Genomic DNA, 25,975 nt, shown 5'->3' with positions numbered 1-25,975 from the left:
CGCCGAGCGCCCGGCCCATGACCGACCCGCCGGTCGTGCAGGGCCTCGGCGCGGTCCCGACCCGCGTCGCCATCCCCGCCATCGAGCTCGACGAGCCGCTCATCGACCTCGGCATCGCCCCCGACGGCCGGATGGAGGTGCCCGTCGACTTCGACGACGTCGGCTGGTTCACGGGCGGCGGTCGCCCCGGCGGACGCGGACCCACCGTGATCGCCGCGCACGTCGACTCGCGCGTGGGGCCCGCGGCGTTCGCCCGGCTCGCCGAGCTCGGCGTCGGCGACGAGGTGTCCGTGCAGGACGTCGGCGGCGGATCCACGCGCTACGCCGTGACCGAGGTCGCGGACTTCGCCAAGGCCGACTTCCCGACCGCGCGCGTCTTCGGCGCCCAGCCCACGGATCAGCTGCGCCTCATCACCTGCGGCGGGATCTTCGACCGCACCGCCGGCCACTACGAGGACAACCGCGTCGTGTTCGCGGAGCCGCTCGGCTGATCCGCGGCGCGATCCCGTCAGGCGGCCGGATCCTCCGACCCGGGACCCCCGACGTCCGGCAGCCCCGCGCGCAACCGCGCCGTGCGCTCGCGCACCAGCTCGAGCCGGGCCTCGTCGAGCGCCGCGGTCGCGACCAGCGTGCGCCGGCCGGCCAGCGCCACCCGCACCAGCAGGACGAGCAGCACGGCGCCGACCGCCACGAGCGCGATCGTCACGAGCACCGCGACGGATCCGAACACGTCGTACGCGGTCGGCAGCAGGATGCTGTCGTCCGAGCCGCCCACGATCAGGCCGCCGGTCCGACGGGACCGGCACCCGGCGCGGAGGGCCCGTCCGGGACGTCCCCGTCGTCCGCCTGGAGCCGGGCCGTCTGCTCGCGGATGAGCTCGAGCCGCGCCTCCTGCAGCGAGGTCGTGATGACGAGCGTCCGCCGCGCGGCGAGCGCGAGCCGGATGAGCACCACGGTGGCGACGACCGACAGCACCACGAGCGCCAGGATGGCGAGGACGTACAGGACGACGCCGATGCTGGCGCCGGGGGAGGAGATCATCTCCCGAAGCTAGCGGGCGGGATCGGTCCCCCGGGGGATCCGCGCACGCACCGGGCGGACGCCGACGGGCCCGGCCCCGTGGAGGAGCCGGGCCCGTCGGGCGGTGGGTGCGCGGGTCAGCGCACCGTCACGCGCGCGCTGGCGCGCGCCTGGTTGTCGTACAGGTAGATGACGCCGCTCACGACCACGTGGACGGCGTGGCCGCGGTCGGCCTCCGTCAGCGTGTACGTCTTCGCGGTCGCGCCGGGGATGACCTTGCCGTCGCGCTTCCACTGGTAGCCGAGCTCCAGCGTCGACGGCTTCCAGACGCCGGGCTGCGCGGTGAGCGTGCGGCCCACGACCGGGTTGCCGGTGACGCGCGGCGTGCCCGCGGTGATGACGGGCTCGGCCACCTTCTTCGTCGGGCCCGAGGTGCGGGTCTCCGAGACGTAGCCGTCGCGGGATCCGCGCACGGAGACCGTGATGCGGTGGCCGATGTCGGCGCCGCGCACCTCGTAGGTGGCGGTCTGGACTCCGGTCCGCTCCCCGTCGCGGTACCACTGGTACTCGAGCGTCACGGGCGCGGGCTGCCATGCGCCCGTGCGCACCGAGAGCGTCTGGCCGAAGTCGGCGGAGCCGACGATCGACGGCAGGGGCGCGGCGGTCAGGCGCTTCGCGCCCGGGGAGTCGGCCGTGACGCCGTCGACGTGGACGGTGCGGTAGGTGTCGGCGATGGAGCCGTAGGTGAGGTCGAAGCCGACGCGCTTGCTGAAGCCGGGCGTGACGGTGACGGATCCGACGCCGCCCACCTCGACGAACGCGCCGTCGTCGATCTGGTAGTAGATCCTGCTCTCCTCGGGCGTGAACCCGTTGAGGGCCTCGCGGACGTCCCATCGGAAGGTGACGGAGGCCCCGTCCACGATCACCTCGGGCGTGGTCTCGAGGGTCCCGCCGGTGAACCGCGCCTCCTGCGGCGCGGACGCGGCGCCGGTGACCGCGACGCCGTCCACGGTCCCGGCGACGCGCACGCTGAGCAGGTGCGTCCCGGCGGAGCCGGGGAGGTACACCTCGTCGTCGGCGAGGCCGGACACGCTGGTCGATCCGGCGGAGCGCCAGGCCCCGGTGCCGTCGAGCTGGTACTCGTAGCGGAGGCTGCGGTCGGCGCCGTCGGGGAGCGCCGACAGGTCGGTGGTGACGAAGCCGTGGAACACCGGCTCGGAGCCGAACTCGTACGAGGTCGGCCGCACCTGGGGGGCGGGGATGCGGATCGCGGCGGCGGCGTTCGTCGAGTCGGCGGCGGGTGCGTCGGCGGCCTGGGCGGGCGCGACCCCCGCGAACGCGGTGCCGGCGGCGACCACGACGGCGAGGGCGGTGAGCGGGAGACGGCGTCCCCCGGTGGTGCGGATCATCGGCGTTCCTTCCATCCGGGCCTCCGTGGCCCTCCTCCCAGGTTCCTCCGAGCTCCGGCCGCCGCGCATCCCCCCGTCCGGGTCGTGCTCGGACGGGGGAGTGATGCGCGGCGGGCGCGACCGCCGTCAGGACACGCGGCGCGGCGGGGTGAAGGCGTAGCCCGGCGCGTAGGGCTCGTGGAACCCGGTGACGGCGACGCTGACGTCCTTCCCCCGGTCGGCCTCGGTCAGCCGGTACGTGCTCCCGGTGGCTCCGGGGATCTCCACGCCGCTGCGGTACCACCGGTGCTCGAGCCGCACGGGAGCCGGACGCCAGGGTCCGGAGGACACCTTCAGCGTGGAGCCGACGACCGCCTGGCCCACGAGCGTCACCTGCCCGGGGACGACCAGCGGGGACGGCACGCGCGGCGTCGCGGCCGACATGCGCGTCGCGCTCGCGTAGCCCGCGCGGGTCCCGCGCACCTCCACGCTGATCCGCGTGCCCACCACGTACCCGGGCACCACGAGCGTGGCGCCCGTCTCGCCGAAGATCTGCTGGCCGTCGCTGTACCACTGGTAGTCGAGCGTCACGGGCGCCGGCTGCCACAGCCCGGTGCGCACCGAGAGCGTCGTGCCGAGCTTCGCCTGGCCGACGATGGCCGGGGTGGGCACCGAGGTGAGCGCCGGCGTCCCCGGGGCGCTGCCCGTGCGGGTGAGGCTCCGGAAGGACCGCGAGTTGTCGAGGCCCGTGCCGAAGACGAGGAGGAAGTCGACGCTGGAGTCGTAGCCCACGTCGAAGGTGACCGAGTCCACCGGCTCCGCGTCGACGTAGTCCTCGCCGACCGCGTGGTAGACCACCGGATCCGGCAGCCCGTTCAGGGCCTTGCGGAGATCCCAGCTGAAGGTGACGCGGGGTCCGTCCACCACGATCTGCGGCGTGTAGGCCAGCGTCGTGCCGTAGGAGGAGGTGACCTGCGGCTTCGTCGCCGTCCCCGCCACGAAGACCCCGTCCACCTTCCCGGCGATGCGGAAGCTGATGAGGTGCTCCCCGGCCGGGGCGGCGATGAGGACCTCCTGCAGGTCGGTGGTCGCACCGCTCAGGTACACCCACGGTCCCCCGTCGAGCTGGTACTCGTAGTCCAGCCGCGTGGTGTCGGACGTGCCGGGGGCGTTCTTGATGTTCACGTTGATGGTCGGCTCCGGGCCCTTCCCGAGGGACTCGAAGTAGACGATCGGCGCGGGCAGGTTCCGCGCTGCCGCGGCGGCCGCAGCGGGCGCGATCGCGTTGCCCGAGCGGACATCGGCCGCCTGCGCCGGCACCGCCCCCGCGAGGACCGCGCCGGCGACGAGCACGAGGCCCAGCGCGGTGGAGGGGAGACGTCGTCTCCGTGTGGTGCGGATCATGGTGGTGCGCTCCATCCCGGGCCCCGTTGACCCTCACGGCGCATCCTTCTCCGCGGCCCGCCTGAGCACATCACCCCCGTCCGGGCTCGCGTAGCGTGATGCGTGCGGCATCCCTCGAGGCCGCGCCCCCCGCCTCGCACCGTCAGGAGCCCCCGCATGCCCACCGTCCTCCTCACCGGATTCGAGCCCTTCGACGGCGACACCAGCAACCCGTCGTGGACGGCCGTGCAGGAGGTGCGCGACCGCTGGGACGGCGACGCGGAGATCCAGGTGCGGCAGCTGCCCGTCGACTTCGCGAGGGTCGACGACGCGCTGCGGGCGGCGCTCGCCGAGGTGGATCCGGACGTCGTGATCTCCGTGGGCCTCGCCGGCGGCATCGAGACGCTCGAGGTGGAGCGCATCGCGATCAACGTCGACGACGCCCGCATCCCCGACAACACGGGCTTCCAGCCCATCGACGAGCCGGTCGTCGACGGCGGTCCGGCGGCCTACTTCAGCACCCTGCCGATCAAGGCGGCGGTCGCGGCCGTGCGCACGAAGGGGATCCCCGCGGTCGTCTCGCAGACCGCCGGCACCTACACCTGCAACCACGTCTTCTACCTGCTGATGCACGAGCTGCGCGACCGCCCGGGCACGCGCGGCGGCTTCGTCCACATCCCGTACTCGACGGAGGAGGCGATCGGCACCGACCGGCCCTACATGCGCATGGAGCAGATCGCGACGGCCCTCACGGCCGTGGTGCGCGCGACGCTCGCCAACGCGACCGACGTGAAGGTGGGCGGCGGGTCGCTCGACTGATCCGCGGCGGGGTCAGGCCCGCGCATCCGCCCCGCGCACCCGCAGCATGAGCAGCAGCCCCGCCGCCAGCACGATCACGATCCCGATGATCCCGAACCGCGTGTCGCCCGTGATCGCCACCGCGATCCCGAACAGGCCCGGCGCGAGGAACGAGACCGCGCGGCCCGTGGTCGTGTAGAGCCCGAACATCTCGCCCTCGCGGCCGGCCGGCGAGATCCGCGCGAGGAACGTCCGGCTCGACGACTGCACGGGGCCGACGAAGAGGCAGAGGAAGAGGCCCGTCGCCCAGAAGCCGGCCTTGGCGTCGCCGACCGCGAGCACCGCGGATCCGCCGACGATGAGGCAGACGAGCGAGACCACGATCACGGGCTTCGCGCCGAACCGGTCGTCGAACCAGCCGGCCGCGAACGTCCCGATGCCCGCCACCACGTTGGCCGCGACGCCGAACAGCAGCACCTCGGTGGTCGAGAAGCCGAAGACCTGGGCGGCGATGATCGCCCCGAACGTGAACACCGCCGCGAGCCCGTCGCGGAACACCGCGCTCGCGACGAGGAACACGATGACGCGCGGCGACTCGCGCCACAGCTCGGCGATCCGGCGGAACAGCGTGCGGTACGACGCGAGGATGCCCTGCCGGGCGCGATCCGGGGTCGCGGGGATCTCGGGCACGCCCACCAGTACGGGGATCGCGAACACGGCGAACCAGATCGCGGCCACGAGGATCGCGATGCGCACGTCGAGCGCGCCGCCCTCGGCCCCCGACGGCAGGCCGAGCAGGCCGGACGCGCCCGCCGTGCCGAAGTCGAAGAGGAACAGCACGAGCAGCAGCGCGAGCAGCACGATCCCGCCCACGTAGCCCATGCCCCAGCCGAGGCCGGACACGCGGCCGACCGTGCGCGGCGTGCTCACCTGCACGAGCATCGCGTTGTAGTTCACGCTCGCGAACTCGAAGAACACGTTGCCGGTGGCGAGCAGCACGGCGCCGAGCCACAGGTAGGAGGGCACGGGCTCGACGAGCACCATGCCGAGCATCGCGAGCACGACGATCCCGGTGTTGATCCCGAGCCAGAGCCGCCGGCGCCCGGATCCGTCGGAGCGCTGCCCGAGCACGGGCGCGAGCACCGCGATGAGGAGGCCCGCGATGGTGAGCGCGAGCGAGATGACGCCGGAGGTGTCGGCCTTCGCGGCGACGAGCGCCGGGTTCCGGTCGTCGTCGCCCGCGGCGGCCACGATCGCGGGATCCACGAAGAGGCTGCTGGCGAGGTACGTGCTGAAGACGAAGGTGGTGACGACGGCGTTGAAGGCGGCGGATCCCCAGTCCCACAGCGCCCACGCGGCGACGCGTCGGCGGGGAGGGGCGGTCGGGTCGGGCTCGGCGACGGCGTCGGGCGCGGTGGTGCTCATGCTCGCAACCTAGTGCGTGGAGGTGTCGCGGCAGGGTCGTGCCGGCGCCCGTCCGCCCCTACGCTGGCCCGATGGACGGACCCCTCGAAGGCGGCAACATGAACCGCGTCGAGCGCGAGGGCGGCACCGTCCTGCGCGACGCCGGCCCGTGGACCCCGACCGTGCACCGGTACCTGCGGCACCTCGCGCTCGCGGGCGTCGACGGGATCCCGCAGCCGCTCGGCATCGAGGGCGGCCGCGAGCGCCTCACGTTCCTGCACGGCGACGTGCCCGTGTACCCGCTCCCCGACTGGATCTGGGCCGACGACGTGCTCGTCCAGGCCGGTCGCCGCCTCCGCGAGCTGCACGACGCGAGCGTCGGCTTCGTGCTCGACGGCGCGGTCTGGCAGTCGAGCACCAAGGTGCCGAGCGAGGTGATCTGCCACAACGACTTCGCGCCGCACAACCTCGTCTTCGCCGACGGCCGCCTCGCGGGCGTCATCGACGTCGACATGTGCTCGCCCGGCCCGCGCATCTGGGACCTCGCGTACCTCGCCACGCGCGCGGTGCCGCTCACGGGGTCCACCCCGGACGGCGCGCCGGGCATGGACGACGCCCACCGTCGCGTGGCCCTGCTCCTCGACGCGTACGGATCCGATGCGACCTGGACCGACGTCATCCGCGTCGCCATGCTCCGCCGGTACGACCTCGCCGGCATGTCGCTCGCCAAGGTCGACGAGCTCGGGAAGCCGCACCTCCGCGACGAGGCCGCGCTCTACGAGGCCGACGCCGCCGTCCTCCGCGGGATCCTCGACGCCGAGCGCGCCCGCTGACGCGCCGCGTCCCTCACCCGCGCGGCAGCCGCCCCGCGACCTCCCGCAGCACGTCCGCGTCCTCGTAGGCCAGCTCCATCGCGACGGCCTCGTCGAGCGCGAACCACGCCACGCGCTGCCCCTCGGTGAGCCGGATGTCCTCCGCCGGCACGTCGAGCCGCGCCGTGAAGGTGTGCTCGATCCCGTAGGAGCGCGTCCGCGTCATGAGGTGCGCGACCTCCGCGGGCGGGATCCGCGCGCCCAGCTCCTCCTCGACCTCCCGCACGATGCACGCGAGCGGCGTCTCGCCCGGCTCGAGCATCCCGCCGGGGATCGCCCACATGCCGGGGAAGGGGATGGTCGGGATGTCGTCGCGCAGCTGCAGCAGGATCCGCCCGGCCGCGTCGACGAGCACCACCTGGCAGCCCTCGGCCGGCGCGGCGCCCTCGCTCACGGGGATCCCGCCGCGTCCGGCCCGTCGATGGTGTGCGCGGTCATCGCGATGGCGGCGCGCGCGATGTCCTCCGCCGTCTCCGCGGTGCCGAGCGCGGGCGACGCGTGCAGCGCCACGGCGGCCGCCTCCCGGTAGTCCTCGGTCATGCGCGCGAGCGTCCTCCGCCCGGCGTCGGTGAGCTCGAGGAAGACGCTGCGGCGATCCCGCGGGTTCGGCACGCGACCCAGGTGGCCCGCGCCGACGAGCCGGTCGATCACGGCGGTCACCGCGCCCGTGCCCATGGATATCTCGGAGGCCAGCATCTTGGGGGTCATGCGACCGAGGTCCCCGACGACGCTGATCACGGTCAGGTCGGTGACGTTCACGCCGATGTCCTGGGCGATGCGCGTGCGCAGGTGCCGCTGGGCCGTCTCGACCATGTGCAGCGCGTTCGCGAGCGCGTCCACGGCCGCGTCGGCGTCGCGGCGGGCAGCGGTTCTGTCCGGGGTCATCGGTGTCCCTGCGTCGGGGGATCGGGCGGATCCGTGGGCGGTCCAGCGACTGTAACGCGCGCCCGGGCGCCCCGTCGGCCGCGCGCGGAGCCTGACCCCCGCTGTGGGGGGATTGCGCGGAATCCAAGTAGCTGTATATTCGAGTTACTCGCACAGCGAGTCACCGAGCTTCCTCCCCACGGGGCTCACCCAGCCCCTTCCTCCCCCTACGCACCCGGAGTCAGATCATGTCGAACCACCTCGCCCCCGCCGCCCGGACCAAGCGCGTCCGCTTCGCCCCCCTCGCCATCGCGACCGGCGTCGCCGCCGCGGTCCTCCTCTCCGTCTCGATGTCCGGCACGCTGTCGGGCTTCGTCGCCTCGATCACCAACGACACCAACACGGCGGCCTCCGGCTCGCTCGTCATGCAGGAGTCGCAGGCCGGCGCCAACGGCACCCCCACCGTCACCTGCCTCAGCACGAGCGCCACGTCGGGCGTCGACTCCAACGCCGCCACCTGCTCCACCATCAACAAGTTCGGCGGCTCGACCACGATGATCCCCGGCCAGACGGTCACGAGCGTCGTCAACATCAAGAACGTCGGCACCTCGAAGGCCTCGACCTTCACGCTGACCCCGGGCGCCGCCTGCACGCAGACCAAGAACGGCACCGTCAACGGCTCGGCCACCGACTTCTGCTCCAAGCTCAACGTCGTCATCACCGCCGCAGGCTCCGCCACCCCCGTCTACTCCGGCACCGCCGCGGCCCTCGCCGGCTCCTCCGCCAAGACGCTGACCGCCCTCGCCGCGACCGCGAGCACCGACTTCACCTTCGCCGTCACGCTCGACTCCTCCGCCGGCAACACCTACCAGGGCCTCGGCGCCTCGCTGCCCCTCACCTGGTCCTTCGCCAGCTAGTCACCGCTCGACCCGCGGGGCCGCCGCACGGCGGCCCCGCACCCATCCCCACGAAGGCCCCTGACCCGGGAGGTGCACCATGACCGACATCCAGGACCGCGCGACCGCCACGGCGATCGAGCAGCTCGAGCTCGACCTCGAGCTGGACCTCGACCTGGAGGTGGAGCTCGACCGCGAGCTGGACCTCGAGCTCGAGCGCGAGCTGGACGTCATCGCGGAGGACGCGCACCTCACCACGACCGCCCCCGTCCTCCCTGCGCGCGGCGCGGCTCGACGCGCCGCGCGCACCTCCCGCTCGTTCCGCCGCCGCACCGTGGTGATGTGGACGGCCACGATCCTCCTCACGCTCCTCGTCGCCGCGACGCTCCTGTTCCAGGCCTCCGGCGGCCGCTGGTTCGTCGTCCAGACCCCCTCGATGGGCACCACGGCCCCCGTCGGCACGCTGCTGCTCACCACCCCCGTCCTCCTCGAGGACGTCCAGGTCGGCGACGTCGTGAGCTTCCACCCCTCCACCACCCCCGACGAGACCTACACGCACCGCGTGATCGGCGTCGACGCGGACGGGCTCACCACGCGCGGCGACATCAACGGCGCCACCGATCCGTGGAAGACCGACCAGGCCCACCTCATCGGGAAGGCGACGACGATCCTCCCCGGCTTCGGCTGGCTCGCGAAGGGCCTGCCGCTGCTCCTCGCCGGCATCGTCATCGTCACGATCCTCACCCGCCTCATCGCGTCGCCCACGCACCGCGCCTCCATGCGCATGCTCGGCAGCGCGCTGATCGCGGCCTTCACCGTCTTCCTGCTGAAGCCGTTCGTCGGCCTCGTCGTGCTCGACGCGGCGACCCGTGGCAGCGACGTCCAGGCGACCATCGTGTCGACCGGCATGCTCCCCATCCGCATCGCGGCCGAGGGCGGCACGCACACGACGCTCGCCGCCGGCGAGGTCGGCACCATCACCGCCCCCGCAGGCGAGGCCGGCCGGTTCCACGACGTGTCCTCCACGCTCGACCTGCCGCTCTGGGGCTGGATCCTCTTCTTCGGCCTCTGCGCCGTCCCCCTCCTCTACACGCTCGTCGTCGGCCTCCCCTCCGAGAGGGACGAGCGCCGCGCATGAGCGCCGCCCGCCGGATCCTCGGCCGCCTCGCCGGTGCGCGCGTCGCGGCCCCGCGTCGCGTCTCGCGCCTCGCCGGCCTCGCCGCCTCCGTCTCCGCGGCGGCCCTCGGCGCGGTCCTGCTCCTCGCGCCCGGCACGAGCGGCGCGTACACGGCGGCCATCAGGAACACGAACAACACGGCCGCCTCCTCCGCCGCGTTCTTCACCTGCTCGAGCGCGTTCGCAGCCGACAAGGCCAACGCGCTGTTCGCCTACCCGCTCAACGAGGCGTCGGGATCCACGACCGCCGTCGACGCCGCGAGCGGCTCGTACCCCGGCACGTACCGCGGCAGCATGACGAGCGAGACGACCAGCACGCGGGCCTGCCCCCGTGACACGGGCGGCGCGTACGTGCTCGACGGCAGCGACTTCGTCACCAACTCCCTGCAGGCGCAGGGCCCGGCGACCTTCAGCACCGAGGTCTGGTTCAGGACCACGGTCAAGGGCGGCAAGCTCATCGGCTTCGGCAACTCGCAGTCCGGCTCGTCGTCGGCCTACGACCGCCACACCTACGTCTCCACCACGGGCCAGCTGGCCTTCGGCACGTACAGCAACGGGTACCAGACGATCACGAGCTCGGCCAACGTCGCCGACGGCGCCTGGCACCACGTGGTGGCGACCATGTCGAACGCCACGGGCATGACCCTCTACCTCGACGGCGCCCGCGTCGCCGGCAACACGGGCTTCACGGCGCCGGAGAGCAACAGCGGCTACTGGCGGATCGGGTACGACAACACGTCGGGCTGGCCGAACGCCGGATCGAACTACTTCGTCGGCAGCATGCGCTTCGCCGCCGTGTACAAGACGGCGCTCACCGCGACGCAGGTCAAGAACCACTACGACGCCGGCCGCTGACGCGACGACGGGACGACCCGGAGGCCGTCCCGTCGTGCGTGCGTGCGTGCGTCGGATCAGCTCGCGGGCACCACGTCCCAGTGCTCGCGGATGAGGCCGCCGTCGACGCGGAAGATGTCCGCCGCCAGGTAGGGGTCGTCCGCCTTCGCGCCGACCGGCTGCGAGAGGATCCAGACCAGGTCGCCGTCGGAGATCGAGACCACGGCCTGCTGCGCCGGGAACTGCGCGCCGCCGGAGAAGAACGCCTTCAGCGCGGCGGTGCCGTTCGCGGCCACCGTGTTGTGCTGGAGGTAGGCCGGGTCGAACGAGCGGTCGAGCACGCTCGGGTCGTGGTCCTTGAACAGGGTGTCGTAGGCGCCCACGGCCAGCTGCCGGTTCGCCTCCTCCTGCTGCTCGGTGGGCGCCGGCTTGCCAGCCGAGCCCTGGTACAGGTCGCTGAACATCGTGTTGGTGTTGCCGCTGGCGGGCGTCCCCTGCGCGACCGGCTGGTCGAACGACCAGTGCTCGTCCACCTGGCCGTTCGGCGCGAAGCGGAAGACGTCGACGGCCGCCTCTCCGCTCCGCTCGTCGTCGGGGTTCGAGGTGATCTGCCAGTGCACGGCCACGAGGTCGCCGTCGGCGCCGATGTGCTTGACGACCGCCTTCGCGCCGGGGATGCGGACGTGCGCCTGGGTGAACTCGTCGAGCAGGCCGCCGGGGCCGGCCTTCGAGCCGTGCGACGTGGCGTCGGGGGCGACGGCCGCGATGACGGCGGACTGCGCTGCCTCGCTGGTCGGATCGGGGAAGGCGTCCGCGATCAGCTTCGAGACGGCGTCCGCGTTGGCGGACTCCTTCGCGGAGTCGGCGCGATCGCCCTTGGCTCCACCGGTGTCCGCGGACGTGGTGGCGACGACGGGCGCGGCATCGGCGGGGGTGTCGGCGGAGGCCGCGGTGGATCCGGCGGCCTGGCAGCCGGCGAGGACGACGACGCCGGCGAGCGCGGCGGTGCCGCGCGCGAGCAGGGATACGGGAGTTCGTTGAATGCTCATGCATCCACGATGGGGGTGGTGGCTGGGAAGCTCCGATGTGCATGGATGGCCCGCTGATCGGGATCTCCTGTTATGCGCACGGGCCCTCGCCGACGGGGGCGGACCGTGGGCGGACAGCCGCCCGCCGGATCCCTGGTCCGTTCCGAAGTCCGTGCACCGGGACCCGAGTCGCCCGGCAGGGGCCCCCTCGCCGCGCATGCGAGGGGGCTTCCCTGCGTGCGGCGGACGGGCGCCGGCGGACGGGCGCCGGCGGACGGGCGCCGGGCGCACGACGAACGGCCCGGCGTCGTGGGCCGGGCCGTTCGTGTCGTGCTGCGCCGGGGGTCGAGCCCCGGGTGGGTGCTACTTGGTGTTGACGGTGATCTTGGCGATGCCGACGACGAGCTGGTCGGTGACCGCGTCGGTGCCGAAGGTGCTGTTCAGCAGCGCGGCGGCGTCGGGGCTGACCTTGACGGTGGTGCCCTCGAGGACGGCGTTGTCGCCCTCCATGGCGAGGGGCTTCAGGGTCGTGCCGTCGAGGTTGAAGATGTAGACGTCCTTCATGACCTCGCCGTCGCCGACCTGGACCGAGCCGGTGAGGCGGCTGGTGCCGGGGTCGATGACGAAGTCGGTGAGCTTCACGACGGTGGAGCCGGCGGTGAGGCTGATGCCGGAGCCGGCGTGGTCGATCTCGCCCTGGACGTAGGGGCGGTAGGACTGCTCGGGGTCGAAGTACTTCACGTTGCCGCCGGTGATGGGGAACGCGAGGGTGCCGGTGGCGCCGTCGAGGGTCGCGCCGCCGATGACGCCGGGGGTCAGGCCCAGGGTCGTGAGGGCGCCGGTGAAGCCGGAGTCGAGGGTGACCTTGGTGTCGACGCCGGTGAGGGTCGGGACGGTCGCGAGGGGGGTGGGGTTCGCCTCGGTCGTCGCGGACGCCGACGGGGCGGCGGACGAGGACGAGGGGGACTCGGCGGGCGTGGAGCACGCGGCGAGGCCGACGACGAGGAAGCCGGCGGTGGCGAGGCCGAAGACGGACTTGGTGAGGTTGCGCATGATCGTTCCTTCAGTTCGGGGCGGCCGACGTGGTCGCCGGTTGGAGTCGCAAGGTCCTTCGGCACCCCTCGCCCAGCCGATGGGTCCCGTGATGCTTTCGTGACCTCGAGAGTCCGTCGGCCGCGCGATCAGCGCTGCGAGCCCGGCCGCTGGACGCCATCGATCCGCAGGGTCACCGATCCCGTGACGCCCTGCGCCGTCGGGGGCGCGGACTCGGCGAGCCGCACGGTGACGCGCAGGCGGTCGCGGCCGCCGACGGCGAGGGCGGGGGATCCGGGCAGCGCGATCCGCCCCGCGGCCGGCCGGTCGGCGGCGACCGGGGTGGTCGTGCCCGGGCACACGGCGGTGCCGGGCGCGCCCGTCCACGCGACCGAGCAGCGGTCGAGCGCGATCTGGAGGCCGTCGGACGTGCTCGCCACGGCGGTGCCGCCCAGCGTCACGACGAGCTCGGAGGCGGCGACCGTGCCGGTGTTCGCGAGGTCCGCGAGGCGCACGGTGGAATCGCCCGGACGGAGGCCCGTCACGGGGACGGCGAGCTGGTCGGCCCCGCCGCCGCCCCAGTCGAGCTCCACGGCGCCGGCGCCGACGGCGGCACGCGAGGTGGAGCGGTCGGCGAGCACGGCGGCGGCGGTGCCGGCGCCCGCGAGCGCGAGGACCAGGGCGAGCGCCGGGATCAGCAGGGGGCGGGCGCGGCGCGCGGCCCGGCGGTCGGCGCGGCGGCCGTGCGGCGCGGGGGCGACGGGAGCCGGCGATGCGGCGCGGTGGCGCGGCATCAGCGGGATCCTCCGCCGGTGGGGATCGTGCTGACGGGCACGGCTGCCCCGGTGTCCGTGTCCGTGTCCGCCTCGTCGCCCGCCGCGGCGGACGGCTGCTCCGGGCGCCGCCAGATGAGGGCGAGCACCCAGCCCATGGCGCCCGCACCGACGATGCCGAACGCGATCATGCGGACGAGCGGGTCGCCGAGCCAGACGAACGGCCAGCCGAGCAGGGGGACCACCGCGGTCCGCTCCCAGACGGCGTCGTCGCCGATGGTGACGATCCAGGGATCGCCCGCGGGGTTGTTGTCGCCCTTGGTCTGCATGGCGAGGCGGTCGGGCGACCAGCCGTCGAGGAGGGCGGCGTCCTCGGCGCCGAAGACGCGGGTCACGCGGTGGATCACGCGCACGCGCGGGCCGACGGGCGCGGTGAACACGACGACGTCGCCGACCGCCACGTCGGTGCGCGCGGTGGGTGCCGTGATCGCGAGCGAGCCCACCGGCATGCCGGGCGCCATGGAGTTCGACAGCACGGGGACGAGGCGGGTGATCCCGAGGGCGGAGAGCGCGACGACCGCGACGACGGCCACCGCGACGACGGCCGTGGCCAGGCCGCTCAGCACGCCGAGGATCCGGCGGACGGGGCTGCGGCGGACCGGGCGCCGGCTCGCGCGGCGGCTCACGAGGCCGTCCCGGCTGCGCGGCGGCGTCGGCGGGAGGAGCGGACGAGGAGCGCGCCGCCGAGGAGGGCGACGAGGGCGCCGACGACGGCGGACGCGATGTCGCGGCCCGTCACGGGGAGGAGGTCGCGCGCGGATCCGGCGGCGGGCGCGGATCCAGCGGTCCCGGGGGCGCTGCCCGGGCCGTCGCCGGGGGCCGTCCCGGTCCCCGCCTCGCCGCCGAGGGCGAAGCCGACGCGCAGGAGGCCGGCGGTCCTCTCCATCCGGTTGTCGGCCTCGGCGGGGAAGCGCACCCGCACGGCGATGCCGACGGTCTCGCCCGCGCCGAGCGGGGTGCGCGTGACGACGCTGCGCAGGGTGGCCGCGGGGCCGGATCCGAGGGGCTCGACGGCGCCGCGGCAGCGCATGGGCGCGGCGAGGGTCGCGAAGCCCTCCTCGCACAGGCGGACGGTGAGCTGGACGCCGCCCAGCGCATCGCCCGTGAGCTCCATGTCGACCATGGAGTCGAGGCTCACGGTGAGCGGGGATCCGGCGGCGGAGACGTTGGTGACCTCGGCGGCCCAGTCCACGGTGTCGCCGGGTGCCATGTCGTCGAGCGGGATCTCCGAGCCCGTCAGCTCGCGGACCTCGAGGGAGCCGGGATCGGCCGCGGTCGTGGCGGGGCCGCGCGGGGCGGCGGTCGCGGGGCCCGCGGCGGCCAGCGCGAGGCACAGCGCGGCGGCGGCGACGGTGCCGGGTCCGCGGTGTGCGCGCATGGTCGGGTCCTCCGGGGCGGGTGGTGCGGGGTGGTGCGGGGGTCGTACGGGACTGTGGGTCGAGCGCGGGCCGATCGGGCCCCGGCGCGCGCCGGGACCCGATCGGACGCGATCAGCGCTGCAGGCCGGCGCGCTGGATGGCGGACGCCGTGAACGTGAGGTCGACGCTCGCGTTCTCGTAGTCGTTGTCCGCCGTGCCGGGCAGCTGCAGCACCATGAGGGTGTCGAGCGCCACGTCGGCCGTGTCCGTCGGGAAGGTCCCGTCGGCGGTCGGCGTGAGGCCGAACTGGGCGGGCGTGAACGCCGTGCCCGCGCCCGTGAGGGACGCGAGCGAGCCGGTCCCCGTGACGGTCGTGGTGCCGCTGCACGTGTACGGACCGACGCCGCCCGCGGCCGCGGTCGTCCAGGCGCCGGAGCAGGTCTGGAGGCTGTAGGTGAGGCCGTCCGTGCCCGTCACGAGCGACTCGCCGGCGCCCGGGAGCGCCGCGTCGTCCGTGCCGACCGTCTGGCCGGTGACGGCGTAGGCGAAGTTCACCGACTGGATCAGGTCGCCGTCGTTGGTGGCGTTCGGCAGCGAGAGCAGGATCTGCCGCTGGACGGTGTCGCCCGGCGCGATGTCCGCGACCGTGTAGTCGCCGCTGGCCAGCTCGATGTCCAGCTGGCCGGCGTCGACCGCGAGGTCCGCGGTGTCGGAGTCGGAGAAGATGGCGAACGCGCCGCTGGCGACGATGGTGCCGACCGCGAGGACCGCGCCGGTGGCGACGATCTTCTTCCAGGGGCGGCGGCGCGGGGTGGCGGTGGTGGTGCTCATGGTGGTTCCTCTCGATCGGTGTCGCGATGCGCGGTGCGCGCGGGTCGTGCTGTCGGTGCTGGTGCTGGTGCTGGTGCCGGTGCTGGTGCTGGTGCTGCTGGTGCGGTGGTGGTCGGGGCGGGCGGCCGCATCCGGGGGCGGATGCGGGACGGGGGGTCGAGGGGCGGGCATCAGCAGCCCGTCGCGGAGACGGCGGCCGGCTGGACGACCGCGGAGGAGGGGGCGCTCGCGACGCCGACCCAGCGCTGCAGGTCGGGCCGGACGCGCCACTGGTAGGAGCGGGACTCGCCGAGCCGGTCGTCCGAGAAGCCCGTCGCGGATCCGCCGAGGCGGGCGACCGGGATCCAGGCGCCCGGCGTGGTGCCCGCGACCCGGCGTTCGACGAGGAGGTCGGTGGCGCCGGGGACCGCGGCCCAGGCGACGGCGGTGACGGGCCGGCCGGCGACGCAGCTCGCGGTCGCGGCGGTGACGGTCGTCGTCGAGGTCCAGGTGCCGGTGCCCGCGCCGAGCGACGCGTCGTCGCGGTGCGTGAAGCCGCGGGCCGCGAGCGGTGCGGGATCCAGGAACACCGTGAGCGTGGAGGACGCGGAGCTGCCGGACCCGGGCGCGGCCGGCCGGTCGGTGATCGTGTACGCGACCACGGAGGATCCCGTCGCCCCGGCGGCCGGCGGCCGGTACGTGCAGAGAGTGGCCGAGCAGGCGAGCGTCCCGGGGAGCCCGGCGGGCGGCGTGGCGACCGTGATGGCGATCGCGTCGCCGTCCACGTCGGTGTCGTTCGCCCGCGGGTCGATCATGACCTCGGGCCCGCCGACCGTCGCGACCAGGCGGTCGGCCCGCGCGACGGGCGTGCGGTTGACGGCCGTGACCGTGACGGTGACCCGCACGTTCCATGTGCCGGCGCCGCTCTGCAGCGCGTAGTCGAAGACGTCGACGCCCGTGAACCCGGCGGCGGACCGGTAGGTGCAGCGCCCCCGCTCGGTGCCGCTCGCGACGCACGTCGCGCTGCCTGAGGTGGGCGACGCGGGCACGGGGCCCACGGCGCCGCCCACGAGCACGGGCGTCGCCGAGAGCTGCGCGCGGCTGAGGGTCGCGCCCGTCGCGGCGGGTCCGTCGTTCGCGAGCACGTCGATCACGACGGGCACGCCCTGCGGCGTGGTCGCGGCGTCGGCGAGCGGATCCGGCACGGCCAGCACGGTCGCGGTCGCGGTGCGCGTGATGGCCCCGGTCGCCGCGGTGGCGGAGGCCGTCGCGGTGTTCACGACGGATCCGGCCTGCACGTCGGCGGCCGTGACCGTGTACGTGGCGGTCGCGGTGACGACCTCGCCGGGCGCGAGCGTGCCCGAGGTCCCGGTCCACGTGTACGCGAGGGCGGAGACGCCGGCCCGCGGATCCGCGATGGAGACGCCGGTGAGCGTCGTCGTCCCGGTGTTCTGCAGCCGGAACGCGTACGTCACGACGCCGCCCGCGGCCGGCACGTTCCCGGGCGTCGCGGTCTTGGTGAAGGCGAAGGTCGAGGTGCGGGTGAGGGGCACGGTCGCGCTCGCGGAGGCCTGCGCGGGCGTGCCGCCGGAGCTCGCGCCGCGCACGGTGGCCGTGTTCGCGACCTGCCCGGCGTCGACGTCGGCCTGCCGCACGGTCGCGGTCGCGGTGGCGGTGGCGGTCGCCCCGGGGGCGAGCGCGCCCGCCGTGCCCGGCCACGTGTAGGCGATGGCGGAGAGCCCGGGCAGCGGATCCGTGATCACCACCCCGGTGAGCGGCACGGTCCCGGTGTTCCGGATGGAGAACGCGTACGTCACGGTCGCGCCCGCGCCGGTGCCGCCCGAGAGCGTCGCGCCCTTCGTGAGGCTGAGCGCGGCCGAGCCGTTGACGGGCGTGCTGGTGCTCGAGGTCGCGGTCGGGGCGGCCACCCCGGCGAAGGTCTGGCCGGAGACGGTGGCCGTGTTCACGAGCGGCGTCCCGGCGTCCACGTCGGCCTGGGTCACCGTGTACGCGGTCGAGGTGAAGGTCTGCGAGACGCCCGGCGCGAGGGTCACGGATGCGGGGCTGATGCCCGTGACGCGCGGATCCGCGACCGCCACCTGCCGCAGCGACACGTTCCCGGCGTTGCGCGCGACGAACGAGTACGCGATCCGCTCCCCGACGTCCGCCCGCCCGTTGCCGTTGGAGTCGGTGAGCGTGCCGGTCTTCGTGAGCGCGAGAGCGGGGGCGGGCGCGACGATCGGCACGGTCACGGCGCTCGTGTTGCTCGTCACGCCCGCGAGCAGCGTGTTGATGCCGCTCGCCCTCGCGCTGTTGGTGAACGTGCTGGAGACGGCCTCCGTGGGCGTCACGACGTGGATCCCCGTGCAGGTGATCGACCTGCCGCTGAGGAAGAGGCCCAACCCGAGCAGGCCGCCGGGGCAGGAGATCGACGAGGCCTGCGGATCGTTCACGGCCAGGTTCGAGAGCGTGAGCCCGCCGGTGTTGGTGACCACGAACTGGTACGGGATCGTCTGCCCCTCGGCGTAGGCCGCCGGCTGCGCGGTCGAACGGTCGATCTGCTTCACGAGGGTGAGGGGGGAGAGGTCGTCGATGCTCGAGACGCTCACCTCGCGGATCAGGTGCGTGTCCGTGAAGGAGCCCGTGGAGGCGAGGTAGCCGAGCTTGTAGGAGGAGGGGGCGGCCGTCGTCATCGTGTACTGCAGCACCCGGCTGAGCGAGGCGGTCGACGCCCCGGCGGTCGCGCCCGCGTAGACCGTGACCACGGGGAAGCGCGCGGTCGAGACGGTGATGCGGATCGTGCGGCCGAGGTCGGCGGTGGGCGTGATCAGCGTCGTCGTCGCGCGGAGGGACGTCGGCGGCACACCGCCCGTGAGGTAGCAGTAGCCGGTCGTGCCCGTGCCGGGCCCGCGCAGCGCGATGGTGTTCGGGCTGGGGAGGACGCCGGAGGTCGTGCAGCCGGCGCCGCGACCCTCCGTCCCGCTCGAGAAGTTGCCGTAGGCGTCGAGGCCGACGCCGAGGTAGCCGCCCGCGACGCCCGGCGAGGTCGTCGTCTGGGCGTACCCGAGGGATCCGCCGGCCGGGCCCGCGGAGGTCAGCGGCACGGATCCGTCGGTGAGGAAGAACCCGATGCCGTCGGCGCCGCCGGATGAGGTGCCGTACTGGTACTGGTCGAACTTGATGTCGAGTCCGCCGCTCGCCGGGATCGCGTTGTCGTAGACGACGCCGCCGACCGCGCTGGCGCGGTTGTCGGTGAGCTGGAGGGCGCCCGGGGTGGCGCTCGCGGGCGGCGCCTGCGTCCGGGATCCGCACACGCCCAGGGCGGAGCTGCCGCTGCCCGGCGCCGAGGAGGCGCGCGTGAGGCAGGCGCTGCCGAGCGGCTTCCACGCGGGGTCTGCGACGCTCGTGCCGGTGAACGACTCGGCGATGAGCTGCGACGCGGCGGTCGCGGTCTGCGCGGGCAGGGTCACGAGGAGTGCGGCGCCGACGGCCGCGACGACGAGCGCGGCGAGCCGGCGGATCCCGGGGCGGGAGCGGGCGCCGGCCTCGACCGGTCGCGGCTCGGCGGCGTGACGCGCATGCGCGGAGACCACGTCGACCACCCCCTCGAGATCGCGCTCACGGAGCGCCCCGAGGCCCCCCGGCCTCGCGTCGGCAACGCTAGGTCGGCCCTCGACCGGACAGAAGGTGGCCAGTAGCGAACTAGGTGAACCAGTAGCCCCCGTTCCGGCCCCGCGGCCCCCCGGCCGGGGGAGGACGGCCCCCCACCCGGGGGAGGGCGGGCTCGTCGCCGCCGGGGATCCTGTGAGTTGAGCCGACATCGCTCAACTCCCACCGCCGCGACTTGACGCTCGCCGCGCCCTGAGTAGAGTTGAGTCATCGCGGCTCAAGTAGCACGCCGCTGACGAAGCGGCACCGCGAGCGAGACTCCGCGGGACACCCGCGTCACCACACGAAGCGACCCCCGTGATCCGGGCGCCGCGGCAACAGAAGGAGAACACCCCATGGCTCGTGCAGTAGGAATCGACCTGGGTACCACCAACTCGGTGGTCTCGGTCCTGGAGGGCGGGGAGCCCACCGTCATCGCCAACGCCGAGGGCGCGCGCACCACGCCGTCCGTCGTCGCGTTCACCAAGGACGGCGAGGTGCTGGTCGGCGAGACCGCCAAGCGCCAGAACGTCACCAACGTCGACCGCACCATCTCGTCGGTCAAGCGCCACATGGGCACCGACTGGACCGTCGGCATCGACGACAAGAAGTACACGTCGCAGGAGCTGTCCGCCCGCATCCTCGGCAAGCTCAAGCGCGACGCCGAACAGTACCTGGGCGACTCGGTGACCGACGCGGTCATCACCGTCCCCGCGTACTTCAACGACGCCGAGCGCCAGGCCACGAAGGAGGCCGGCGAGATCGCGGGCCTCAACGTGCTCCGCATCATCAACGAGCCCACCGCGGCGGCCCTCGCCTACGGCCTCGACCGGGGCAAGGAGGACGAGCTCATCCTCGTCTTCGACCTCGGCGGCGGCACGTTCGACGTCTCCCTCCTCGAGGTGGGCAAGGACGACGACTTCAGCACCATCCAGGTCCGCTCCACCGCGGGCGACAATCGCCTCGGCGGCGACGACTGGGACCAGCGCATCGTCGACCACCTCGTCAAGCGCTTCAAGGAGTCGACGGGCGTCGACGTCTCGAACGACAAGATCGCCAAGCAGCGCCTCAAGGAGGCCGCGGAGCAGGCGAAGAAGGAGCTCAGCTCCTCCACCAGCACGAGCATCCAGCTGCCCTACCTCTCCCTCACGGAGAACGGCCCGGCCAACCTCGACGAGACGCTGACCCGCGCCAAGTTCGAGGAGCTCACGAACGACCTGCTCGAGCGCACCCGCAAGCCCTTCGAGGACGTCATCCGCGAGGCCGGCGTCTCGGTCGGCGACGTGGCCCACGTGGTCCTCGTCGGCGGATCCACCCGCATGCCCGCCGTCGTCGACCTCGTGAAGAAGCTCACGGGCGGCAAGGAGCCCAACAAGGGCGTCAACCCGGACGAGGTCGTCGCCGTCGGCGCCGCGCTCCAGGCCGGCGTGCTGAAGGGCGAGCGCAAGGACGTCCTTCTCATCGACGTCACCCCCCTGAGCCTCGGCATCGAGACCAAGGGCGGCATCATGACCAAGCTCATCGAGCGCAACACGGCCATCCCCACGAAGCGCAGCGAGACCTTCACCACGGCCGACGACAACCAGCCGTCCGTGGCCATCCAGGTCTTCCAGGGCGAGCGCGAGTTCACCCGCGACAACAAGAACCTCGGCACCTTCGAGCTCACCGGCATCGCGCCGGCGCCCCGCGGGATCCCGCAGGTCGAGGTCACCTTCGACATCGACGCCAACGGCATCGTGCACGTGTCCGCCAAGGACAAGGGCACCGGCAAGGAGCAGTCGATGACCATCACGGGCGGATCCTCGCTCGGCAAGGAGGACATCGAGCGCATGGTGCGCGAGGCCGAGGAGCACGCGGCGGAGGACAAGACGCGCCGCGAGCAGGCCGAGGTCCGCAACAACGCGGAGCAGCTCGCCTACTCGATCGACAAGCTCATCAAGGAGAACGACGACAAGCTCCCCGAGGACGTCAAGTCCGAGGTCCAGGGCGACGTCGACGGCCTGAAGAGCGCCCTCGCGGGCGACGACGAGGCCGCGGTCAAGACCGCGTTCGACAAGCTCTCCGCGAGCCAGACCAAGCTCGGCGAGGCCATCTACGCGCAGGGCCAGCAGGAGCAGGCCGCGGGCGAGACCCCCGAGGGCGCGTCCGAGGCGAAGAAGGACGACGAGGACATCGTCGACGCCGAGGTCGTGGACGAGGACGACGAGGACAAGAAGACCGACCGATGACCGAGGACACCGCGAACGGCGAGGGTCGCACGCCCGAGGACGAGGGAGCCGAGCAGTCGGCGCCCGCGTCCCCGGCCGGGCCCGACGCCACGGCGGACCAGGCGGCGGACCAGGCTGAGGTCCCGGGCGAGGACGGCGCGTTCGTCGAGGCCGAGGGCCCCGACGTCGAGACGACCGACCCCATGGACGAGGAGCTGCAGGACCTCATCGAGAAGACCCGGAACGAGCCCGTCGAGGGCGACTCCGAGCACCTCGCGGACCTGAAGCGCGTCACCGCCGAGTACGCCAACTACCGCAAGCGCACCGAGGCCAACCGCGAGATCGAGCGCCAGCGCGCGGTCGGCGACGTGGTCAAGGGCATCCTCCCGGTGCTCGACGACCTCGACCGCGCCGAGAAGCACGGCGACCTCGCGGAGGGCGGACCGCTCACCGCGATCGTCGCCAAGCTGCGCACGAACGTGGAGCGCATCGGGCTGGTCAAGGTGGGCGCCGTGGGCGACGCCTTCGACCCGCAGGTGCACGAGGCGATCTTCCAGAAGCCGAACCCCGAGGTCCAGGTGGACACCGTGGCGGACGTCGTCGAGAGTGGCTACTACATCGGCGAGACGCTGCTGCGGGCCGCGAAGGTCGTCGTCGACAAGCCGGAGTAGCGCCATCAACCGCAGCATCGATCCGGCTGCACCCACCCCGGTCCGGGCGTCCGCACGCGCGGGCGCCCGGACCGGGTCGTGCGGCCCCCACCACGAGAAGAAGAAGAAGGGAGGCGTCTGATGGCCAGCCAGGACTGGTTCGACAAGGACTTCTACAAGGTCCTCGGAGTGTCCAAGGACGTCTCGGAGGCCGACCTGAAGAAGGCCTACCGCAAGCTCGCCCGGCAGTACCACCCGGACAGCAACCCGGATCCGTCGGCCGAGGCGCGCTTCAAGGAGATCAGCGAGGCCAACGCCGTGCTGTCCGACAAGGAGCAGCGCCGCGAGTACGACCAGATGCGGGCCATGGGATCCGGCGCGCGCTTCACCGCGCCCGGTGCCGGCGGCGGCCAGGCGGGCGGGTTCGAGGACGTGTTCGGCGGCATGTTCGGCCAGCAGGCCGGCGGCCGCGGGCGTCGCGCGGCCGGGTTCGGATCCGGCCAGCCGCAGTACAGCCAGGGCGGGTTCGAGGACATCCTCGGCGGCATGTTCGGCAACGGCGGCTTCGGCCAGTCGACCGGCGGCTACCGCGGGTACGGCGCGCCCACCAAGGGCCGCGACGTCACCGCGTCCACGACGATCGACTTCCTCACCGCCGTGCAGGGCGACGTCGTGCGCCTGCAGGACTCCGACGGTCGCCCCCTCACGGTGCGCGTGCCGGCCGGGGTCTCCGACGGCCAGAAGATCCGCCTCGCTGGCAAGGGCGAGCCGTCGGGCGACGGCGGCGCGTCCGGCGACATCATCCTCACCGTGCACGTGCGACCGCACCCCGTGTTCGAGCGCGACGGGCTGAACCTCCGGGTCAACGTGCCCGTCACGTTCCCCGAGGCCGCGCTCGGCGCGACCATCGAGGTGCCCACGCTCGGCGGCGACCCGGTGCGGCTGAAGGTCTCGCCCGGCACGTCGAGCGGCAAGGTGCTCCGCGTGAAGGGCCGCGGCGTCACGACCCCGAAGGGCACGGGCGACCTGCTCGCGCGCATCGAGGTCGCGGTGCCGTCCCGCCTCACCGACGCGCAGCGCGTGGCGCTCGACGCGTTCGCCAGCTCCGGCCCCGCCGAGGACCCGCGCTCCGAGCTCATCGAGCGGGCCAGGGGCTGACGTGGATCCCCGCGACACGATGGACGAGGACGCCCCCGTCTTCGTGATCTCCGTGGCGGCCGAGCTCTCGGGCATGCACCCGCAGACGCTCCGGCAGTACGACCGCCTCGGCCTCGTGTCGCCCACCCGCACGGCCGGGCGCTCCCGCCGCTACTCGATGCGCGACATCGTGCAGCTGCGGGAGGTCGCCCGGCTGGGCGCGGAGGGCGTGAGCCTCGAGGGCATCGCGCGGATCCTCGAGCTCGAGAACCAGGTGTCCGAGCTCCGCGGGCGCGTGCGCCAGCTGGAGTCGGCGCTCGCCGACGAGCTGCTCTCGCGGCCCGGCCGCCGTGTGTTCGCGGCCCGCGGCGACGGCGACGTGGTGTCGCTGCGGGCGGGCGTGCGGCCGTCGCGGCAGACCGAGGTCGTGCTGTACCGCGCGGCGCTCACCATGCCGGACGGCGACGCCGACGGCGGCGGGCGCGGCGCCCGGTGAGCGACGCCCGCGCCACCGCATCCATCGCCGACGACCTCCTCGACCTGGGCGCGCTCCGCCGCCGGCCCGACGTCGAGGCCGAGAACCTCTTCGCGGTCGACGCCGCCGACCGCCTGCTCCTCGACGAGCTGGTGGCGCTGCTCGCCTCCGCCGCCGACGCGGGCGCTCCCGTCCGGCCGGAGGAGCTCGTCGTCATCGGCGACTCGTACGGCGCGCTCGCGCTGGGCGCGGCCGCCGCGCTCCGTCGGGCCGGGGCGGTGGATGCGCTGCGCCTGCGCGTGCACCAGGACGCCCTCGCCTCCGAGACCGCGCTCGACCTCAACGCCGAGCTCCTCGGCGAGCGGGCGGAGATCGCCCACCACGGGCTCGACGACCAGCTCGCCGCCGGCGCCCGCGTCGTGCTGGCCCGCCTCCCGCGCAGCCTGGACGCGCTCGACGAGTGGGCCGGCGTGGTCGCGCGCGCCGCGGACGACGACGTCACGGTGCTCGCGGGCGGGCGCGTGAAGCACATGACCCCCGCGATGACCGACGTGCTGCGCCGCCGCTTCGGGGACGTGCACGCGACGCTCGCGCGGCAGAAGTCGCGGATCCTCCTGGCGCGCGGCCCCCTGCGCGAGGCCGCCGCAGCCTCCGACGCGTACCCGCGCCGCGAGTCCCACCCCGACCTCGGCCTCGAGGTGCGCGCGCACGGCGCCGCCTTCGCCGGATCCAAGGTCGACATCGGCACGCGCTTCCTCCTCTCCTTCCTGCCCGACCTGCCCCCCGACGCTGGCGTCGCGGTGGACCTCGGCTGCGGCACGGGCGTCATCGCGTCGGCCGTCGCGCTCGCCCGGCCGGGCCTCCGGGTCATCGCGACCGACCAGTCGTGGGCGGCCGTCGACTCGACCCGCGCGACGGTGGCGGCGAACGGCCTCGGGGAGCGGGTGACCGTGGTGCGCGACGACGCGGGATCCACCGTGCCCGACGGATCCGCCGACCTCGTGCTGCTCAACCCGCCGTTCCACACGGGCGCGACCGTGCACGCGGGCCTCGCGCCGCGCCTGTTCGCCGCGGCCGCGCGCATGCTCCGCCCCGGCGGCGAGCTCTGGACGGTCTACAACAGCCCGCTCGGCTACCGGCCGCAGCTGACGCGCATCGTGGGGCCCACGCGCGAGGCGGGGCGGAACGCGAAGTTCACGGTCGCCGTCTCGACGAAGGCGGACCCGGATCCGCGGCCGGACCCCCGGGCCTAGCCCGCCTGCGTCGGCGGATCCAGCACCAGCAGGTCGCCGATCTCGCACTCGAGCGCGCGGCAGACCGCCACGAGGGTCGAGTAGCGGATCGCCCGCGCCCGGTCGTTCTTCAGCACCGACAGGTTCACCTGGCTGACCCCCACGATCGCGCTCAGCCGCGTGAGCGTCATGCCCCGGGCGGCCAGCAGCTCGTCGAGCCGGCAGTGGACCCCGGTGGGGCCGTCGTCGTCGCCCGCCATCAGACGAGGCCGCGGGTGTCGCGCTGCAGGCGCTCGCCGTGCTCGACCACGAGGCCCACGATCATCAGGGCGAAGCCGAGCGCGATGGTCGACAGGTCGACCTCCGCCACCACCGGCCAGAAGCCGTCGACCCCCGCGGTCGGCTCGTTGAGCGCCTCGCCGACCATCCACGCCACGCCCGTACGGACGCCGAGGGAGAGCAGCGCCGCGATCATCACCGTGCCGCCCGCGAGGGTGACCACGAGGCTGAGGCGTCGGGCGAGGGGATCCGGCCGGAGCAGCCGCCGGGCGATGATCGCGACGGTGCCCGCGAGCGCGACGCCGACCGCGGCGTCGAGCGCGATGCGGATCACGTGCATGACGACGATGCCGCCCGGCAGCTCGCCCACCGCCACCTCGGCCGTGCGGTACGCGCCCGCGCGCAGGTCGGCGGGGCCAGCGTCGGCCTCGGCGGGGAGGGACCCGCGCATCTCGAGCGACGTGTGCACGACGCCCGTGCGGATCGTCTCGACGGCGCTGAGCACGGCAGCCGCGGTGACCAGGAGGGCGACCAGCGCGGCGAGGGCGAGGGCGGCCCGGAGGACGCCACTGGTGACGCGCGCGGAGCCGCTGGTTCCGGCGAGGGGTGCGGTGCTCATGATGCGTCCTATCGTTCATCGTTACAACGAAT

At 73.9% G+C, this 25,975-nt stretch carries 27 protein-coding genes; 11 read left to right on the top strand and 16 right to left on the bottom strand.

Annotated elements, in window-relative coordinates; genetic code table 11:
• Nucleotides 1-17 precede the first annotated feature (17 nt).
• Nucleotides 18-491 carry a class F sortase gene (locus ACMT9T_RS10070; RefSeq protein ID WP_414745429.1) on the top strand — a complete coding sequence of 158 codons (474 nt, stop codon included), beginning with the start codon at nt 18-20 and terminating at the stop codon, nt 489-491.
• 17 nt (nt 492-508) lie between these two features.
• On the opposite strand, the gene ACMT9T_RS10065 is transcribed toward ACMT9T_RS10070, so the two are convergent.
• The 4 genes from ACMT9T_RS10065 to ACMT9T_RS10050 form a co-directional block, all read right to left on the bottom strand.
• Nucleotides 509-775: a hypothetical protein gene (locus tag ACMT9T_RS10065; protein WP_414745428.1), complete on the bottom strand. Its 267-nt coding sequence runs from the start codon at nt 773-775 to the stop codon at nt 509-511.
• A gap of 2 nt (nt 776-777) precedes the next feature.
• On the bottom strand, nt 778-1,041 hold the full coding sequence (locus tag ACMT9T_RS10060) for a hypothetical protein (protein ID WP_414745427.1): 264 nt from the start codon (nt 1,039-1,041) through the stop codon (nt 778-780).
• 116 nt (nt 1,042-1,157) lie between these two features.
• Complete coding sequence (locus tag ACMT9T_RS10055; protein WP_414745426.1) at nt 1,158-2,429, bottom strand: hypothetical protein; 1,272 nt, start codon at nt 2,427-2,429, stop codon at nt 1,158-1,160.
• Between the two features lie 126 nt (nt 2,430-2,555).
• Entirely contained in the window at nt 2,556-3,812 is a 1,257-nt protein-coding gene (locus ACMT9T_RS10050) for a hypothetical protein (RefSeq protein ID WP_414745425.1), read from the bottom strand.
• Nucleotides 3,813-3,968: 156 nt separating this feature from the next.
• On the opposite strand from ACMT9T_RS10050, the gene pcp reads away from it, so the two are divergent.
• Nucleotides 3,969-4,610, top strand: a complete 642-nt coding sequence (gene pcp / locus ACMT9T_RS10045) for a pyroglutamyl-peptidase I (RefSeq protein WP_414745424.1) — start codon at nt 3,969-3,971, stop codon at nt 4,608-4,610.
• Between the two features lie 12 nt (nt 4,611-4,622).
• Here pcp and ACMT9T_RS10040 read toward each other — a convergent pair whose 3' ends face one another.
• The gene (locus tag ACMT9T_RS10040) at nt 4,623-6,014 is read right to left on the bottom strand and encodes an MFS transporter (protein ID WP_414745423.1); all 1,392 of its coding nucleotides are present in this window, start codon (nt 6,012-6,014) and stop codon (nt 4,623-4,625) included.
• Between the two features lie 38 nt (nt 6,015-6,052).
• Between ACMT9T_RS10040 and ACMT9T_RS10035 the strand changes: the two genes are divergently transcribed.
• Nucleotides 6,053-6,826 carry a phosphotransferase gene (locus ACMT9T_RS10035; RefSeq protein WP_414745422.1) on the top strand — a complete coding sequence of 258 codons (774 nt, stop codon included), beginning with the start codon at nt 6,053-6,055 and terminating at the stop codon, nt 6,824-6,826.
• A gap of 13 nt (nt 6,827-6,839) precedes the next feature.
• On the opposite strand, the gene ACMT9T_RS10030 is transcribed toward ACMT9T_RS10035, so the two are convergent.
• Together ACMT9T_RS10030 and ACMT9T_RS10025 are read right to left on the bottom strand one after the other, a co-directional pair.
• On the bottom strand, nt 6,840-7,259 hold the full coding sequence (locus ACMT9T_RS10030; protein WP_414745421.1) for an NUDIX hydrolase: 420 nt from the start codon (nt 7,257-7,259) through the stop codon (nt 6,840-6,842).
• Nucleotides 7,256-7,750, bottom strand: coding sequence for a MarR family transcriptional regulator (locus ACMT9T_RS10025; protein WP_414745420.1), 495 nt, complete (start codon nt 7,748-7,750; stop codon nt 7,256-7,258). The genes ACMT9T_RS10030 and ACMT9T_RS10025 overlap by 4 nt, the downstream gene beginning before the upstream one ends.
• A 227-nt stretch (nt 7,751-7,977) precedes the next feature.
• On the opposite strand from ACMT9T_RS10025, the gene ACMT9T_RS10020 reads away from it, so the two are divergent.
• The 3 genes from ACMT9T_RS10020 to ACMT9T_RS10010 all read left to right on the top strand — a co-directional run bounded on the left by ACMT9T_RS10020 (nt 7,978) and on the right by ACMT9T_RS10010 (nt 10,656).
• Entirely contained in the window at nt 7,978-8,646 is a 669-nt protein-coding gene (locus tag ACMT9T_RS10020; protein ID WP_414745419.1) for a hypothetical protein, read from the top strand.
• Between the two features lie 79 nt (nt 8,647-8,725).
• Complete coding sequence (locus tag ACMT9T_RS10015) at nt 8,726-9,763, top strand: signal peptidase I (RefSeq protein ID WP_414745418.1); 1,038 nt, start codon at nt 8,726-8,728, stop codon at nt 9,761-9,763.
• Complete coding sequence (locus ACMT9T_RS10010; RefSeq protein WP_414745417.1) at nt 9,760-10,656, top strand: LamG domain-containing protein; 897 nt, start codon at nt 9,760-9,762, stop codon at nt 10,654-10,656. Before ACMT9T_RS10015 ends, ACMT9T_RS10010 begins: the two co-directional genes overlap by 4 nt.
• Nucleotides 10,657-10,712: 56 nt before the next feature.
• Here ACMT9T_RS10010 and ACMT9T_RS10005 read toward each other — a convergent pair whose 3' ends face one another.
• From ACMT9T_RS10005 to ACMT9T_RS09975, 7 genes are all read right to left on the bottom strand, one after another.
• Nucleotides 10,713-11,684, bottom strand: a complete 972-nt coding sequence (locus ACMT9T_RS10005) for a nuclear transport factor 2 family protein (protein ID WP_414745416.1) — start codon at nt 11,682-11,684, stop codon at nt 10,713-10,715.
• Between the two features lie 342 nt (nt 11,685-12,026).
• A complete protein-coding gene (locus tag ACMT9T_RS10000) occupies nt 12,027-12,716 on the bottom strand; it encodes a hypothetical protein (RefSeq protein ID WP_414745415.1) in 690 nt (229 codons plus the stop codon).
• 128 nt (nt 12,717-12,844) lie between these two features.
• Entirely contained in the window at nt 12,845-13,489 is a 645-nt protein-coding gene (locus tag ACMT9T_RS09995) for a peptidase (protein ID WP_414745414.1), read from the bottom strand.
• Nucleotides 13,489-14,154, bottom strand: coding sequence for a signal peptidase I (locus ACMT9T_RS09990; protein WP_414745413.1), 666 nt, complete (start codon nt 14,152-14,154; stop codon nt 13,489-13,491). Before ACMT9T_RS09990 ends, ACMT9T_RS09995 begins: the two co-directional genes overlap by 1 nt.
• Nucleotides 14,151-14,906, bottom strand: a complete 756-nt coding sequence (locus tag ACMT9T_RS09985) for a sortase (protein ID WP_414745412.1) — start codon at nt 14,904-14,906, stop codon at nt 14,151-14,153. The genes ACMT9T_RS09990 and ACMT9T_RS09985 overlap by 4 nt, the downstream gene beginning before the upstream one ends.
• Nucleotides 14,907-15,018: 112 nt before the next feature.
• Nucleotides 15,019-15,717: a TasA family protein gene (locus tag ACMT9T_RS09980; RefSeq protein ID WP_414745411.1), complete on the bottom strand. Its 699-nt coding sequence runs from the start codon at nt 15,715-15,717 to the stop codon at nt 15,019-15,021.
• A gap of 170 nt (nt 15,718-15,887) precedes the next feature.
• The gene (locus ACMT9T_RS09975; protein WP_414745410.1) at nt 15,888-19,289 is read right to left on the bottom strand and encodes a DUF7507 domain-containing protein; all 3,402 of its coding nucleotides are present in this window, start codon (nt 19,287-19,289) and stop codon (nt 15,888-15,890) included.
• Between the two features lie 411 nt (nt 19,290-19,700).
• Between ACMT9T_RS09975 and dnaK the strand changes: the two genes are divergently transcribed.
• The 5 genes from dnaK to ACMT9T_RS09950 all read left to right on the top strand — a co-directional run bounded on the left by dnaK (nt 19,701) and on the right by ACMT9T_RS09950 (nt 25,066).
• Entirely contained in the window at nt 19,701-21,572 is a 1,872-nt protein-coding gene (gene dnaK / locus ACMT9T_RS09970; protein ID WP_119401795.1) for a molecular chaperone DnaK, read from the top strand.
• Nucleotides 21,569-22,222, top strand: coding sequence for a nucleotide exchange factor GrpE (locus tag ACMT9T_RS09965; RefSeq protein WP_414745409.1), 654 nt, complete (start codon nt 21,569-21,571; stop codon nt 22,220-22,222). Before dnaK ends, ACMT9T_RS09965 begins: the two co-directional genes overlap by 4 nt.
• Nucleotides 22,223-22,342: 120 nt before the next feature.
• Nucleotides 22,343-23,359, top strand: a complete 1,017-nt coding sequence (locus ACMT9T_RS09960; protein WP_414745408.1) for a DnaJ C-terminal domain-containing protein — start codon at nt 22,343-22,345, stop codon at nt 23,357-23,359.
• Between the two features lie 19 nt (nt 23,360-23,378).
• Complete coding sequence (locus ACMT9T_RS09955) at nt 23,379-23,834, top strand: heat shock protein transcriptional repressor HspR (RefSeq protein WP_199409332.1); 456 nt, start codon at nt 23,379-23,381, stop codon at nt 23,832-23,834.
• A complete protein-coding gene (locus ACMT9T_RS09950) occupies nt 23,831-25,066 on the top strand; it encodes a class I SAM-dependent methyltransferase (RefSeq protein ID WP_414745407.1) in 1,236 nt (411 codons plus the stop codon). The genes ACMT9T_RS09955 and ACMT9T_RS09950 overlap by 4 nt, the downstream gene beginning before the upstream one ends.
• On the opposite strand, the gene ACMT9T_RS09945 is transcribed toward ACMT9T_RS09950, so the two are convergent.
• Nucleotides 25,063-25,305: a helix-turn-helix domain-containing protein gene (locus ACMT9T_RS09945; RefSeq protein ID WP_043676086.1), complete on the bottom strand. Its 243-nt coding sequence runs from the start codon at nt 25,303-25,305 to the stop codon at nt 25,063-25,065. The two genes, ACMT9T_RS09950 and ACMT9T_RS09945, sit on opposite strands and share 4 nt — an antisense overlap.
• Nucleotides 25,305-25,943 carry a hypothetical protein gene (locus ACMT9T_RS09940; RefSeq protein WP_414745406.1) on the bottom strand — a complete coding sequence of 213 codons (639 nt, stop codon included), beginning with the start codon at nt 25,941-25,943 and terminating at the stop codon, nt 25,305-25,307. Before ACMT9T_RS09940 ends, ACMT9T_RS09945 begins: the two co-directional genes overlap by 1 nt.
• Nucleotides 25,944-25,975: the final 32 nt, after the last annotated feature.

Origin of the sequence: Clavibacter vidaverae (assembly GCF_047529985.1) — a bacterium.
Lineage (GTDB): Bacteria > Actinomycetota > Actinomycetes > Actinomycetales > Microbacteriaceae > Clavibacter > Clavibacter nebraskensis_A.
The sequence above is the reverse complement of the archived record's forward strand: the minus strand, read 5'-3'. Positions and strand labels throughout refer to the sequence as shown.